Source organism: Pseudomonas laurylsulfatiphila (genome assembly GCF_002934665.1).
Taxonomy (GTDB): domain Bacteria; phylum Pseudomonadota; class Gammaproteobacteria; order Pseudomonadales; family Pseudomonadaceae; genus Aquipseudomonas; species Aquipseudomonas laurylsulfatiphila.
This window is the reverse complement of the sequence record NZ_NIRS01000003.1, coordinates 825,240-838,431: the sequence shown is the minus strand read 5'-3', so window position 1 is coordinate 838,431 and position 13,192 is coordinate 825,240. Positions and strand designations below refer to the sequence as shown.

The following is a 13,192-nucleotide window of genomic DNA, read 5'->3' as shown; positions in this document are numbered from 1 at the left end:
CATTAATCAGCGATCAGAAAGCCGATCAGCGGCACGATCAGCAGTGTGCTGATGGCCATCGACAGTACATTGGCGATGTAGGCGTGCATGTCGGCCGGTAATTTTTTGGCAATCACACAGGCCAGCGGTGGTGCGAGCAATGCCCCCAGCAGTGCACTTGAGACGATAATCTGCCAGCTGCCGCCATAGGCCAGAATCGCCGCGGGCACCACTGAAACCAGCGGGATGTAAGTGGGATACCAGCCGCGCAACATCCATTGTCGACGCCAGATCAGCACGCCGATGGCCGAGGCCAATGCCTGCGCACCGATGATGTGCAGTAACAGGCCCGATCCGTACGCGGGGCTTGAAGGGTTCAAGCTGTACGCCAGCAATGCACCCAGTATCAGGCCAAGGCTGGCCAGCTCATTGCCGAAGAACGGTGCTTCGGAAAAGTCCGCCAGAATCCGGCGCAGGCTCCAGATGACGCCATAGTCGGGCGCCTTGGCGGTGGCGATCAAGGCGGGGGGCGTTTCCGAAGACCTGGATTTCACCAGGTTCGGCCAATAGCGGCATAACAGAAACGCCAGGACGCTGGCAACCGCCATGCCCAGCACATTGCCAATTACCGCAGGCAGGGCCAGCGGTTGGCACACGTAATTGACGATCAGCAGGCACATCGGTGTGACGAGTACGGCGCCCATGAGTGCGCCGTTGATCGTTACCTTCCAGCCTCCGCCAAACATCAACACCATCGCTGCTGGCAGCGAGACGAATGCAACGAATGTGGGTTGCCAGGTTGTGGCTGTCACCGTCCAGCCCCATAGCAGATTGCTCAGCAGCAGCCCGAGCAACGAACTGGTGACCAGCCAGGGCCAAAGCCCCGTTCCATAGGAGATGGCAAATCCTTGCCAGGATTTCCCCGTTCGATTCGCCCAGTAAGCCAGATAAGCGCCCGCCAGCAGACCGATCGAGGCGAACTCGTGCTTGTAGAAAGCCACCTCGCTGATGTCACCTAACACCCAGCGTAACCAGGCACTCGGTTCGGGTAGCAGCGATACCATGTCGCCGTAGCCGGGCCAATGCGCTCCCCAGAAAGTACGGTTGCTGAAGGAAAGCCAGACGACCAGCAGTGTCGCGCCGATTATTAGCAGGACGACGGCTGTATCAATCGGTGATTTGCGCGATGGTTGGTTTTTGTCGGTTGCAACTTCCATGCGATAGGCCTCCTGATCAACGTGGGAGGCAATGGTGTTGGGTGTAGCCGAGCATCTGATCGTAAAGATCGGTTCGGCGATCGCGATGCAGGTCGTTCAGGTTGTTCCAGATGGGCGCACTGCGAGAGCTGGTTAGGTCGACATCGGCAAGCAGGATTTCCTGCCTGTCTGTCGAAGCCACGGCGCCAATCGGCCAGCCGTTGGTTCCGGCAATCAACGAGCAACCCAGGTAGCGCGCGCCGCGCTCCTCGCCGATCCGGCTGGCGGCAGCGATAAACACGTTGTTGACGTGAGCGGCGGTCATCGTCAGATAAGACGCCATGCACTTACCGGCTTCATCGAACAGCGGCGGCGGTGTCCAGACCCAGTTGTTCAGGCTGCAAATGATGTCCGCGCCTTGCTGGGCGAGGACCCGTGGCACCTCCGGGAACCAAATGTCCCAGCAAATCAACAGCCCGATGCGGCCGATCGGTGTTTCGAAAACCGGGAAACCCAGGTCGCCGGGGGTGAACCAGAGCTTCTCCAGATTCCACAAATGGGCTTTGCGGTACTTGCCGATAAAGCCGTCTGGTCCTACCAGAACGCCGGTGTTGAAGAGTCGCATGCCGTCGCGTTCGGCCAGACCGGCCACGAGGTAAACGTTGTGTTCGCGGGCGAAGTCGATCCAGCACCGCACGCTTGGTCCGTCGGGAACCGCTTCGGCATGGGCGAAGGCATCCTGTCGATTGCTGAAGAAATAGCCGGTATTGGAAAGCTCGGGCAGAACGATGAGATTCGCACCGCCGTTTACCGCTTCAAGCGCCAATTCCAGGCTGCGACGCAGATTACCTGCACATTTCTCGATGCCGACTTGTGGATCGAATTGCACGACTGCTACACGAGCAGGGCTTGTTGGCTCAGACATTCCGTCGTTCCTCTTTTTATTGTTTTTCAAGCTGTTAAATGGCGTGTGTATAAGAGGGGAATCAGGAATGGGGTGTAAGTCAGCTACTTCCGTTTAGGTCGTAGTCCTTGTCCTAAAGTGGATCAGCGTGATGTTTGATGGCAGTGGGTGGCAGGCGCGAGAGGTAGAGCCATGTATTGCGTGCATGGCTCTGGAGCGGGGATGTGATCAGGTTTTGAGTTGGTAGTGCGGGTAGTCGCTCAAGGAAAATCCGCCATTGAAGGTCGCGGCGGTTTTGTTGCAGATATGAATCACTGCATCGACAGCACCGCGAAAACATGGCTCCGTCCAACCGGCATCGACGGAAAATGATTCACCAGACAAATACAAGCCTGATACATGAGCAAGGTCCCGGTTGTACTTCATCAGGCCAACGGCATCGTAGTAAGTGCCTGGTCGGTAAAGCTTGGCACAGCCCAGAGCATTTTTATCAGTGATCCAACGCTGAACCACCGCTTGATCAATGCCGATGTAGGGAGAAATTTTCTCCTGGATGTTGGTAGAGTTCATGAGTATGCGATCCAGCTCTTCGGCGCATTTTGATACCAATTCCTTATCGCTGAATGAGGCGAGCTTGGTTGCATCATCTTCCCAGGTATAACTCAGCAGGATGCAGTCATAGCTGTAGTTGTCGTTGTAGCGGTAGGTGTAGACATCGTGGATAAAACTGTCGGTTACGATGGCTTGCGGGATGTTTTTGTTTTTCGAGAGAAATGATTTCTTCAGCGGTGCAAACACTTTGCAGCTAGTTTCCCAGTGTGCGGTTTTGTAGGCGTTAATCGTCTCGAAAGGTAGCATCTCCCGGGTGAAATTTTCGAGCTTGATTCGAGTTTCAATCAGCCAGGAGGGTAGTGTCATGATGACCGAGTCATAGTCATCAAATTGCTCTTGGATCTGCTCGGGTTGACTGTGTTTCCAGTTGTAATAGACGCGTATTTTTTGATTGGTTAGCTTTTCCAGTTTTGTGACGGATGAGTCGGTGAGAAGTCCATTGCTTCTTTCGAGGCTATGTTCGTAGATGGACTTTCCGGTTTCGTCGGTTTTCACAAACAGCAGGCATTCGTCCAACGCGGCGAGGCCGATGTAGCGGGGCTTGTCGAAACTCTGTCCCATTGAGTCAAAAACGGCTTCGCTATTCAGGTAGGGCGAATCCAGTGGATCGCCGTTTGAGTCCACTCGACCATGGATCAGTTGCAATTGGCTGCTGAAACCGAAAATCGCGGTACGCAGGGGGTAGAGGCAGCAGACGTCGTAAAAAGCTCCCCAGCTACCGTCACCAATACCGATTGCGTAAAAAATAGCGGACTCTTGCGCAGACATTCCCATTCCGCCGAAATCCCCGGGTGAGTGGCCATCCCAAGCTTCCAGTGCTGGCATGCTGACCAGATCGCGGAACGAGACACTTTCGTATTTTTCGACGATAGAAGCCCATATGGCTTCCCATTCCTGGCTCGCATAAAGCTCCGCAACGTGGCGGGTCATGCGATCGGCAAAGGCTTTCCACTTGGAATAAACCTTTTGCAATTCATCGCCGGGAGGCGGTGTTTCGCCGTCTTCGTTTTTCCATATCAACATTTGCGGCGCCGATCCGCCGCCCATGCTGCCCTCCCGGAGATAGATGCCTGTCGAGCTAACCCATTGGCTACCGGGGTTGGCGAAGTCTGAAAACGCCAATTCAAATTGATTGGCGTAGTAAGCCATCAGCGATCGACCTTCTGTCGGCGGCTCATCCGCCCGGTTGAAGAAGGGCATGCGCATGGCACCCATTTCAAACGGTGTATGGCTTGTTGCTGAGTTTCGGCTACCGGGAACGGTCAGATGCCTGCCGCCGATGCGTCTGGATTGTTCGATGAGAGTGATATGGGTAAAGCCGCAGCGATAGAGTTCTCTGGCGGCGGTCAGGCCTGTGACGCCGGCGCCGATGATGCAGATTTTATGTTGCGGGTCAGTTGCCCTGGCGATGCCGTTTTCCTGTTCTACCAGTGCACGATAGTCAAAGCACAAATCCGGCGGATTGGGAAAGCGAGCTGCCCATTTGTTTTTAGCCGAACGCTTTGTTCGGGCGGCCTCTTTGGCGATGTATGAAGGGTAGTTGTAGCTTGATCCGATAGTCACCTTTGATCTTCCCTGATGGTGTTTGAAGGGGAAGATGTTGAAGCTCTGGATGGCCTGCGTACATTAGTCGGACGAGATGCGTTGATGCTCTATATTCGTTTTTTATCGTAAGAAAAGACGCTGTATGGAGGTCACTGGCGTTTCCGCGCCCAGCGTGGGAATGCACTCCATGACCTTTTTTATCGCATGTCAAAGCGGAACGCAGAGCGTCTCTGGCTGCATTCCCACGTGAGCGTGGAAATGCAGCCAGAGCAAGTTTGCGGGATTTTATGCAGCCTGCTGAAACTGCTGCCGATACTGGTTCGGCGACAGCTCCGTGTGCTGGCGGAACAGCCGCGCGAAGAAGCTCGCATCGTCATAGCCCACCTCATAGCTGATGGTCTTGATGCTCTTGCGGCTGGCGGACAACAAGCCCTTGGCGGTTTCGATGCGCAGGCGTTGCAGGTAATGCAGTGGCTTGTCGCCGGTGGCGGTCTGGAAGCGGCGCATGAAGTTGCGGATGCTCATGCCGTGTTCGCGGGCGACGTCTTCGAAACGGAACTTGTCGGCGAAGTGTTCCTCGAGCCAGTGCTGGATCTGCAGGATGATCACGTCCTGGTGCAGTTTTTGTCCGCCAAAACCGATGCGTCCCGGCGAGTAGCTGCGTTGTACCTCGTACAGAATGTCCCGCGCTACGGCCTGGGACACATTGGCGCCACAGAAGCGCTCGATCAGGTAAATGTACAGGTCGCACGCCGAGGTGGTGCCGCCGGCGCAGTACAGGTTATCGGCGTCGGTCAGGTGTTTGTCCTGATTGAGCTGGACCTGTGGGAAGCGTTCGGCGAAGGCATTGAAGAAGCGCCAGTAGGTGGTCGCTTCCTTGCCATTGAGCAGCCCGGCTTCGGCCAGCCAGAACACACCGGTGGCCTCGCCGCACAGCACGGCGCCGCGCGCATGCTGTTGACGCAACCAGGGCAGGACTTGCGGGTAACGTTTGCAGAGACTTTCGAAATCGTCCCAGAACGCGGGAAGAATGATGATGTCGGCGTTTTCCAGCCCGCCGTCCACCGGAATCATCACATCGCTGAAGGTGCTGACCGGTTTGCCGTCGGGGCTGACCAGGCGGGTTTCGAACGCCGGTGTCAGGCCTTGGCCCAGCTGTTTGCCGTAGCGCAGGCTGGCGAGGTGGAAGAAATCCTTGGCTTGCATGAGGGTGGAAGCGAAAACCCGGTCGATGGCCAGGATGCTGACGCGCCGCAGTGGCGTGGAGGCTTGGTTAGACATAATTCAACTTTATTTTTATAGGGGGAAGTGGTCACCAGACGGCTGGATCGTCTTATTTTTTGTCGGATGTGTCCAGTGTCCTGTATCGGAAGCGAGGCATAGTCTCTGAAGGTCAACTCCTTCTAAAAACAAAGAAAAGGTGCCGCATGATCCCCAGAACCTTGTTCAGTTCCGAGCACGAGCTTTTCCGCGACAGCGTGCGGACGTTTCTCGAAAAGGAGGCGGTGCCCTTCCATGGGCAATGGGAAAAACAAGGCTATATCGACCGCAAGCTGTGGAACAAGGCGGGGGAGGCGGGGATGCTCTGCTCACACCTGCCGGAAGAGTACGGCGGCCTGGGGGCGGACTTTCTCTACAGCGCGGTGGTGATCGAAGAAGTGGGGCGCCTTGGCCTGACCGGCATCGGTTTCTCCCTGCACTCGGACATCGTGGCGCCGTACATCCTGCATTACGGCAGTGAGGCGCTGAAGCAGAAGTACCTGCCGAAACTGGTGTCCGGCGAGATGGTGACCGCGATCGCCATGACCGAACCGGGCGCCGGTTCCGATCTGCAGGGAGTGAAAACCACGGCCGTGCTCGATGGCGATGAGTATGTGATCAACGGCTCCAAGACCTTCATCACCAACGGCTACCTGGCCGACCTGGTGATCGTCGTCGCCAAGACCGATCCGAAGGCTGGCGCGAAGGGCACCAGCCTGTTTCTGGTGGAAGCCAATACGCCGGGCTTCGACAAGGGCAAGCGCCTGGAGAAGGTCGGGATGAAAGCCCAGGACACCTCGGAGCTGTTCTTCCAGGACGTGCGTGTGCCCAAGGAAAACCTGCTGGGCCAGGCCGGGATGGGCTTTGCCTACCTGATGCAGGAATTGCCTCAGGAGCGCCTCACGGTGGCCGTTGGCGGGCTGGCATCGGCCGAAGCGGCGCTGCAATGGACGCTGGACTACACCCGCGAGCGCAAGGCGTTCGGCAAGTCGATCGCGGATTTCCAGAATACCCGGTTCAAACTGGCGGAGATGGCCACGGAAATCCAGATCGGCCGTGTCTTCGTCGACCGCTGCCTGGAACTGCACTTGCAAGGCAAGCTCGACGTGCCGACGGCGGCGATGGCCAAGTACTGGGGCACCGACCTGCAATGCAAGGTGCTCGACGAGTGTGTGCAGTTGCACGGTGGCTACGGGTTCATGTGGGAATACCCGATCGCGCGGGCATGGGCGGATGCTCGCGTGCAGCGGATCTATGCCGGGACGAACGAGATCATGAAGGAGATTATTGCGCGGTCGCTTTGATCTCGGATGGCAGGACTTACGCCTTCGCGGGCAAGCCCGCTCCCACAAGGATCACGCAGTACCTGTGGGAGCGGGCTTGCCCGCGAATGGGTTTAGAGATCAATCAAGGTGCCGGATTTGGGTGATCCTTGTGAATCGCCTCGATCCCTTCCAGCACTTCCTCCGACAGCTTCAAGTCGAAACTGGCGATGTTGCTTTCCAGTTGCTCCATGGTGGTCGCGCCAATGATGTTGCTGGTCACGAACGGCTGCTGCGTCACGAACGCCAGGGCCATTTGCGCCGGGTCCAGACCGTGTTCGCGAGCCAGGGCCACGTACCGGCTGCAGGCCGCTTCCGACTGTGGGTTGAAATAGCGGCTGAAGCGGCTGTAGAGGCTCAGGCGAGCTTTTGGCGGACGGGCGCCACCTTCGTACTTGCCTGACAGGAAACCGAACGCCAGCGGTGAATAGGCGAGCAGGCCGCATTGCTCGCGAATGGCGATTTCCGCCAGGCCGACTTCGAAGCTGCGATTGAGCAGGTTGTACGGGTTCTGGATCGATACGGCGCGCGGCCAGCCCCGGGCTTCGGCCAGGGCCAGGAAGCGCATGGTGCCCCACGGCGTCTCGTTGGACAGGCCGATGTGGCGGATCTTGCCGGCGCGGACCTGTTCGTCCAGCGCTTCAAGGGTGTCCTCCAGTGGCGTCAGGTTGGCTTCGGTCTGGTGCTTGTAGCCCAGTTGCCCGAAGAAATTGGTGCTGCGCTCCGGCCAGTGCAGCTGGTACAGGTCGATGTAGTCGGTTTGCAGGCGCTTGAGGCTGGCGTCCACGGCTTCGGTGATGTGCTGCCGATTGTGCCGAAGGTTCTTGTCGCGGATGTAATCGATGGTATTGCCGGGGCCGGCGATCTTGCTGGCCAGGATCCAGTCAGAGCGGTCGCCACGGCTCTTGAAGTAATTACCGATGTAGCGTTCGGTGGTGGCGTAGGTTTCGGCCTTGGGCGGCACCGGGTACATCTCGGCGGTGTCGATGAAGTTGATCCCGGCGCTCTTGGCCCGTTCAATCTGGGCGAAGGCGTCTGCCTCGCTGTTTTGCTCGCCCCAGGTCATGGTTCCGAGGCAGAGGGCACTCACGTTCAGATTGGTTCGGCCTAGCTGGCGATAGTCCATCGGGGTGCTCCTTGGGCAAAACAATCATAAAAGCAGGTTGAATTATTTTTCGCAATCTGCATAATTGCGCACCTCTTTCTGCAGTGGAAGTGATGCGCCGCCGCCGAAGAATCTTGCCGTTGAACGGACGCGCCGACCCGAGCCCCCGAAAGCGTCTGTATCCGGCTGCCTTTGACTTGTCAAAGTACGCACTATTCAGTAAGATCCGCCGTCTAATTTACAGGGCGGCCCCTGAGGCTATAAAGAATGAAAACTTTTACTGCTAAACCGGAAACAGTAAAGCGCGACTGGTTTGTCGTCGACGCTGCTGGTCAGACCCTGGGTCGTCTGGCCACCGAAATCGCGAGCCGTCTGCGTGGCAAGCACAAGCCTGAGTACACTCCTCACGTTGACACCGGCGACTACATCGTCGTAATCAACGCTGAGCAGATCCGTGTTACCGGTGCTAAAACCACTGACAAAATGTACTACTCCCACTCCGGTTTCCCGGGCGGCATCAAGTCGATCAACTTTGAAAAGCTGATCGCCAAGGCCCCTGAGCGCGTGATCGAGACCGCGGTCAAAGGCATGCTGCCTAAGAACCCGCTGGGTCGCGACATGTACCGTAAGCTGAAAGTCTATGCGGGCGCTGCACACCCTCATACTGCTCAGCAGCCCCAAGAACTGAAGATTTAACGGAATAGTTCATTATGTCGGCGACTCAAAATTACGGCACTGGCCGTCGCAAGACCGCAACCGCACGCGTTTTCCTGCGTCCGGGTACTGGTAACATCTCCATCAACAACCGTTCGCTGGATAATTTCTTCGGCCGCGAAACTGCCCGCATGGTAGTTCGTCAGCCGCTGGAATTGACTGAGACTGTCGAGAAGTTCGACATCTACGTCACCGTGATCGGCGGTGGTGTAAGTGGTCAAGCTGGCGCAATCCGCCACGGCATCACCCGCGCTCTGATGGACTACGACGAGACTCTGCGCAGCGCCCTGCGTAAAGCCGGCTTCGTAACCCGCGATGCTCGTGAAGTTGAACGTAAGAAAGTCGGTCTGCGTAAAGCGCGTAAGCGTCCGCAGTACTCGAAGCGTTAATTCGCTTTCACGTTCAAAAAAGAACGCCCAGTTTCCTCACGGAGCTGGGCGTTTTTTTATGCCTGCGATTTATCAAAGAATTGCGCTGTGACAACTTGCCACATCCGTAGACGCCCTATACTCCAAGGCTTGAGGGTGGTGGGCTCCGGTAATTACCTTGTCAGAATTGGGGCTTTTCATTACCATTCGGCAAAATTTTTATAAGTACATAGTTTTACTTAGTAGATGCCTGATTTAACAGGCCACAAAGCTGATGGGAGAGGACTGAATGAGCAATGACGGCGTGAATACAGGCCGGCGTCGCTTCTTGGTAGCAGCCACATCCGTGGTGGGTGCTGCAGGAGCGGTGGGGGCTGCGGTCCCGTTCGTGGGGTCATGGTTTCCCAGTGCCAAGGCGAAAGCCGCTGGTGCACCGGTGAAAGTGAATGTCAGCAAAGTCGAACCAGGCCAGCAGATGATTGCTGAGTGGCGCGGTCAGCCGGTGTTCATCGTCCGCCGTACGCCGGAAATCCTGGGGAATCTGAAAAAGATCGAAGGCGATCTCGCCGATCCTGATTCCAAACAATCGACGCAACCGGCCTATGTCAACCCAGAAACGCGTTCGATCAAGCCAGAAGTTCTGCTGCTGATCGGCATTTGCACGCACTTGGGTTGTTCGCCTACTTTCCGTCCGGAAGTGGCACCTGCGGATCTTGGTCCGAAATGGGTAGGTGGATATTTCTGCCCTTGCCACGGCTCCCATTACGATCTGGCTGGCCGCGTCTACAAGTCGCAACCTGCGCCTTTGAACCTGCCAGTTCCCCCGCATTCCTATGAGACCGATGAGATCATTGTCATTGGCGTCGATACGGAGAAAGCGTGATGAGCAAGTTCATGGATTGGGTTGATGCACGCTTTCCCGCGACCAAGATGTGGGAAGACCATCTCAGCAAGTATTACGCTCCGAAAAACTTCAACTTCTTCTACTTCTTTGGTTCCCTGGCATTGCTCGTTCTGGTCAACCAGATCGTCACTGGTGTCTGGCTGACCATGAGCTACACCCCGTCGGCGGAAGAAGCGTTCGCTTCCGTCGAGTACATCATGCGCGACGTCGAGTACGGCTCGATCCTGCGTCTGCTGCACTCCACTGGCGCTTCGGCGTTCTTCATCGTGGTCTATCTGCACATGTTCCGTGGCCTGCTCTACGGTTCGTACCAGAAGCCGCGCGAGCTGGTGTGGGTCTTCGGCATGCTGATCTACCTGGCGCTGATGGCCGAAGCCTTCATGGGTTACCTGCTGCCGTGGGGCCAGATGTCCTACTGGGGCGCCCAGGTGATCATCTCGCTGTTCGGTGCGATCCCGGTCATCGGCAACGACCTGACCCAGTGGATTCGTGGTGACTACCTGATTTCCGGCATTACCCTGAACCGCTTCTTCGCCCTGCACGTGGTTGCCCTGCCGATCGTCATCCTCGGTCTGGTGGTACTGCACATCCTGGCGTTGCACGAAGTCGGTTCGAACAACCCGGACGGCGTGGACATCAAGAAACACAAGGACGAAAACGGCATACCGCTGGACGGCATCGCCTTCCACCCGTACTACACCGTGAAAGATATCGTCGGCGTGGTGGTGTTCCTGTTCATCTTCTGCTCGATCGTGTTCTTCTTCCCGGAAATGGGTGGCTACTTCCTCGAGAAGCCGAACTTTGAAGTGGCGAACGCCTTCAAGACCCCAGAGCACATCGCTCCGGTCTGGTACTTCACCCCGTTCTACGCCATTTTGCGTGCGGTTCCGGACAAGCTCTTCGGTGTCATCGCCATGGGCGCGGCCATTGCCGTGCTGTTCGTCCTGCCGTGGCTGGACCGCAGCCCGGTCAAGTCGATGCGCTACAAAGGCTGGCTGAGCAAGATCTGGCTCTGGGTGTTCTGCATCTCGTTCGTGATCCTGGGCGTGCTGGGCGTATTGGCCCCAACCCCTGAGCGTACGTTGCTGTCGCAGGTATGTACCTTCCTGTACTTCGCCTACTTCATTCTGATGCCGTTCTACACCAGGCTCGAGAAGACCAAACCGGTTCCGGAAAGGGTGACTGGCTGATGAAAAAACTATTTGCTGTATTGATGCTTGCTGCGCTGCCAGTGTTCGCTTTCGCAGCCGAACACGGTGGTCCTGAGCTGGAAAAAGTCGACATTGACGTTTCCGATAAGGCAGCCATGCAGGATGGCGCACGTACGTTCGCCAACTACTGCATGGGTTGCCACAGTGCCAAGTTCCAGCGCTATGAGCGTGTTGCCGACGACCTGGGTATTCCCCATGAGTTGATGCTGGAGAAGCTGGTCTTCACGGGTGCCAAGATCGGCGACCACATGAGTATCGGCATGCAACCTGCGGACGCCAAGGCTTGGTTTGGTGCCGCACCGCCGGACCTGACCCTGGTTGCCCGTGTTCGCGGCACCGACTGGCTCTACGGTTACCTGAAGTCGTTCTACGAAGATCCTGCGCGCCCATGGGGTGTGAACAACAAGGTCTTCCCGAACGTGGGCATGCCTAACGTCCTGGCCGGCCTGCAAGGTCGCCAGGTGGTGGGATGCAAACAGGTTCCGATCGTCGAAGGCGGCAAGAAGCAATATGATCCGCTGACCGGCACGCCATTGACTCATGAAGCGTGCGATCAACTGACCATTGTGCCGAAAAGCGGTGCTCTGACTGAAGAGCAGTTCGATGAGAGGGTCAAGAATCTGGTAACCTTCCTGGCTTACTCGGCTAACCCGGTTAAGCTGCAACATCAGCGCATCGGTACGTATGTATTGTTGTACCTGGCGTTCTTCTTCGTATTCGCTTACCTGCTCAAGCGCGAATACTGGAAAGACGTGCACTGATAAAGCTTCAAGCTATTGCTGTTAATCGCGCGCGCCCAAGGGCGCCTCTGAATAGGTAGCGAACTGGTGATCCAGTCGTTACGAGAGGCGCCCTCTGGGCGCGCTCGTTTTTCCGCTTTCGATAATTTCTACAAGCGAGGAGGATCGCCATGGGCGTGACCAATCGGTTGGCCTGTTACTCCGACCCCGCCGACCACTATTCCCACCGAGTGCGCATCGTACTGGCAGAGAAGGGTGTCAGCGCCGAGATCATTTACGTGGAAGCTGGACGCCAGCCACCTAAACTGATTGAGGTGAACCCTTACGGCAGCTTGCCCACCCTGGTCGATCGCGACCTGGCGTTGTGGGAGTCGACTGTGGTGATGGAATATCTGGATGAGCGTTACCCGCACCCGCCGCTACTGCCGGTTTATCCCGTGGCGCGTGCCAACAGTCGCCTGCTGATACATCGCATTCAGCGAGACTGGTGTGGTCTGGTGGATCTGATTCTGGATTCGCGGACCAAGGAGGCGGCCCGTGCCGTGGCTCGCAAAGAGTTGCGCGAAAGCCTGACGGGTGTGTCGCCACTGTTTGCCGACAAGCCGTTTTTCCTCAGTGAGGAACAAAGCCTGGTGGACTGCTGCCTATTGCCAATACTCTGGCGATTGCCGATTCTGGGTATAGAACTGCCGCGGCCGGCCAAGCCGCTGCTTGATTATATGGAGCGCCAGTTTGCGCGTGAGGCTTTCCAGGCGAGTCTGTCTGGTGTCGAACGCGACATGCGCTAAGGCTTAAGGAGCCGCTATGAACTCCAGTCGACCTTATCTGGTCCGCGCGCTCTATGAGTGGATTGTGGACAACGATTGCACCCCGCATATGCTGGTCAATTCCGAGTATCCGTCGGTGCAGGTGCCTCAAGGCTTTGCCAGTGACGGGCAGATCGTCCTGAACGTATCGCCACAAGCCGTGCGCCACTTGCATATGGATAACGAGGCGGTCAGTTTCGAGGGGCGCTTCGGTGGCGTGCCGCACACCTTGTACGTGCCTATCGCATCGATCCTGGGTATCTACGCCCGGGAGAACGGCCAGGGCATGGTGTTTGATCTGGAATCGCCGATGGGCGAGGACGACGACATCGAACCGGATGACGATCTTCCGCCACCGGACAGCGAGCCACCGCGTCCAAGCGGTCGACCGAGTTTGAAGGTGGTGAAATAAAAAAAAGGGTGATCCGCAAGGATCACCCTTTTTTTTATTTCACCACCTTCAAACGATGTAGGAGCGAGCCTGCTCGCGATGGGCGTGAACGATGATGCGGGCTGTCTGAATGAG

General features: G+C 56.9%; 13 protein-coding genes. 8 read left to right on the top strand and 5 right to left on the bottom strand.

Annotated features, from left to right (window positions below):
* Window positions 1–2: 2 nt before the first annotated feature.
* The 4 genes from CD175_RS14275 to CD175_RS14260 form a co-directional block, all read right to left on the bottom strand.
* Window positions 3–1,196, bottom strand: coding sequence for a hypothetical protein (locus CD175_RS14275; protein ID WP_104449370.1), 1,194 nt, complete (start codon window positions 1,194–1,196; stop codon window positions 3–5).
* Window positions 1,197–1,212: 16 nt separating this feature from the next.
* A complete protein-coding gene (locus tag CD175_RS14270) occupies window positions 1,213–2,100 on the bottom strand; it encodes a nitrilase family protein (protein WP_104449369.1) in 888 nt (295 codons plus the stop codon).
* Window positions 2,101–2,307: 207 nt separating this feature from the next.
* Complete coding sequence (locus CD175_RS14265; RefSeq protein WP_104449368.1) at window positions 2,308–4,254, bottom strand: flavin monoamine oxidase family protein; 1,947 nt, start codon at window positions 4,252–4,254, stop codon at window positions 2,308–2,310.
* A 267-nt stretch (window positions 4,255–4,521) separates the two neighbouring features.
* Window positions 4,522–5,442: a GlxA family transcriptional regulator gene (locus tag CD175_RS14260; protein WP_178082425.1), complete on the bottom strand. Its 921-nt coding sequence runs from the start codon at window positions 5,440–5,442 to the stop codon at window positions 4,522–4,524.
* A gap of 221 nt (window positions 5,443–5,663) precedes the next feature.
* Between CD175_RS14260 and CD175_RS14255 the strand changes: the two genes are divergently transcribed.
* Window positions 5,664–6,800, top strand: coding sequence for an acyl-CoA dehydrogenase family protein (locus CD175_RS14255; protein ID WP_095965544.1), 1,137 nt, complete (start codon window positions 5,664–5,666; stop codon window positions 6,798–6,800).
* A 103-nt stretch (window positions 6,801–6,903) separates the two neighbouring features.
* On the opposite strand, the gene CD175_RS14250 is transcribed toward CD175_RS14255, so the two are convergent.
* Entirely contained in the window at window positions 6,904–7,944 is a 1,041-nt protein-coding gene (locus CD175_RS14250; RefSeq protein WP_104449366.1) for an NADP(H)-dependent aldo-keto reductase, read from the bottom strand.
* A gap of 246 nt (window positions 7,945–8,190) precedes the next feature.
* Here CD175_RS14250 and rplM point away from each other — a divergent pair, with 246 nt between their 5' ends.
* From rplM to CD175_RS14215, 7 genes are all read left to right on the top strand, one after another.
* Window positions 8,191–8,619: a 50S ribosomal protein L13 gene (rplM, locus tag CD175_RS14245; protein WP_003228062.1), complete on the top strand. Its 429-nt coding sequence runs from the start codon at window positions 8,191–8,193 to the stop codon at window positions 8,617–8,619.
* Between the two features lie 14 nt (window positions 8,620–8,633).
* Window positions 8,634–9,026, top strand: a complete 393-nt coding sequence (gene rpsI / locus CD175_RS14240; protein WP_003228056.1) for a 30S ribosomal protein S9 — start codon at window positions 8,634–8,636, stop codon at window positions 9,024–9,026.
* A 268-nt stretch (window positions 9,027–9,294) separates the two neighbouring features.
* Entirely contained in the window at window positions 9,295–9,888 is a 594-nt protein-coding gene (gene petA / locus CD175_RS14235) for a ubiquinol-cytochrome c reductase iron-sulfur subunit (RefSeq protein ID WP_104449365.1), read from the top strand.
* Window positions 9,888–11,099: a cytochrome b gene (locus CD175_RS14230; protein WP_007972577.1), complete on the top strand. Its 1,212-nt coding sequence runs from the start codon at window positions 9,888–9,890 to the stop codon at window positions 11,097–11,099. Before petA ends, CD175_RS14230 begins: the two co-directional genes overlap by 1 nt.
* The gene (locus CD175_RS14225) at window positions 11,099–11,881 is read left to right on the top strand and encodes a cytochrome c1 (RefSeq protein ID WP_104449364.1); all 783 of its coding nucleotides are present in this window, start codon (window positions 11,099–11,101) and stop codon (window positions 11,879–11,881) included. Before CD175_RS14230 ends, CD175_RS14225 begins: the two co-directional genes overlap by 1 nt.
* Before the next feature lie 149 nt (window positions 11,882–12,030).
* Window positions 12,031–12,648, top strand: coding sequence for a glutathione S-transferase N-terminal domain-containing protein (locus CD175_RS14220; RefSeq protein WP_007972581.1), 618 nt, complete (start codon window positions 12,031–12,033; stop codon window positions 12,646–12,648).
* A gap of 16 nt (window positions 12,649–12,664) precedes the next feature.
* Window positions 12,665–13,078, top strand: a complete 414-nt coding sequence (locus CD175_RS14215; protein ID WP_007972582.1) for a ClpXP protease specificity-enhancing factor — start codon at window positions 12,665–12,667, stop codon at window positions 13,076–13,078.
* Window positions 13,079–13,192 lie beyond the last annotated feature (114 nt).

What these genes read in the sequence shown, in the direction of transcription:
- CD175_RS14215 (WP_007972582.1), top strand. Translation starts at nt 12,665, where the DNA reads ATGAACTCCAGTCGACCTTATCTGGTCCGCGCGCTCTATGAGTGGATT.
- rpsI (WP_003228056.1), top strand. Translation starts at nt 8,634, where the DNA reads ATGTCGGCGACTCAAAATTACGGCACTGGCCGTCGCAAGACCGCAACC.
- CD175_RS14220 (WP_007972581.1), top strand. Translation starts at nt 12,031, where the DNA reads ATGGGCGTGACCAATCGGTTGGCCTGTTACTCCGACCCCGCCGACCAC.
- rplM (WP_003228062.1), top strand. Translation starts at nt 8,191, where the DNA reads ATGAAAACTTTTACTGCTAAACCGGAAACAGTAAAGCGCGACTGGTTT.
- CD175_RS14275 (WP_104449370.1), bottom strand. Translation starts at nt 1,196, where the DNA reads ATGGAAGTTGCAACCGACAAAAACCAACCATCGCGCAAATCACCGATT.
- CD175_RS14230 (WP_007972577.1), top strand. Translation starts at nt 9,888, where the DNA reads ATGAGCAAGTTCATGGATTGGGTTGATGCACGCTTTCCCGCGACCAAG.
- petA (WP_104449365.1), top strand. Translation starts at nt 9,295, where the DNA reads ATGAGCAATGACGGCGTGAATACAGGCCGGCGTCGCTTCTTGGTAGCA.
- CD175_RS14255 (WP_095965544.1), top strand. Translation starts at nt 5,664, where the DNA reads ATGATCCCCAGAACCTTGTTCAGTTCCGAGCACGAGCTTTTCCGCGAC.
- CD175_RS14270 (WP_104449369.1), bottom strand. Translation starts at nt 2,100, where the DNA reads ATGTCTGAGCCAACAAGCCCTGCTCGTGTAGCAGTCGTGCAATTCGAT.
- CD175_RS14225 (WP_104449364.1), top strand. Translation starts at nt 11,099, where the DNA reads ATGAAAAAACTATTTGCTGTATTGATGCTTGCTGCGCTGCCAGTGTTC.
- CD175_RS14250 (WP_104449366.1), bottom strand. Translation starts at nt 7,944, where the DNA reads ATGGACTATCGCCAGCTAGGCCGAACCAATCTGAACGTGAGTGCCCTC.
- CD175_RS14260 (WP_178082425.1), bottom strand. Translation starts at nt 5,442, where the DNA reads ATGCAAGCCAAGGATTTCTTCCACCTCGCCAGCCTGCGCTACGGCAAA.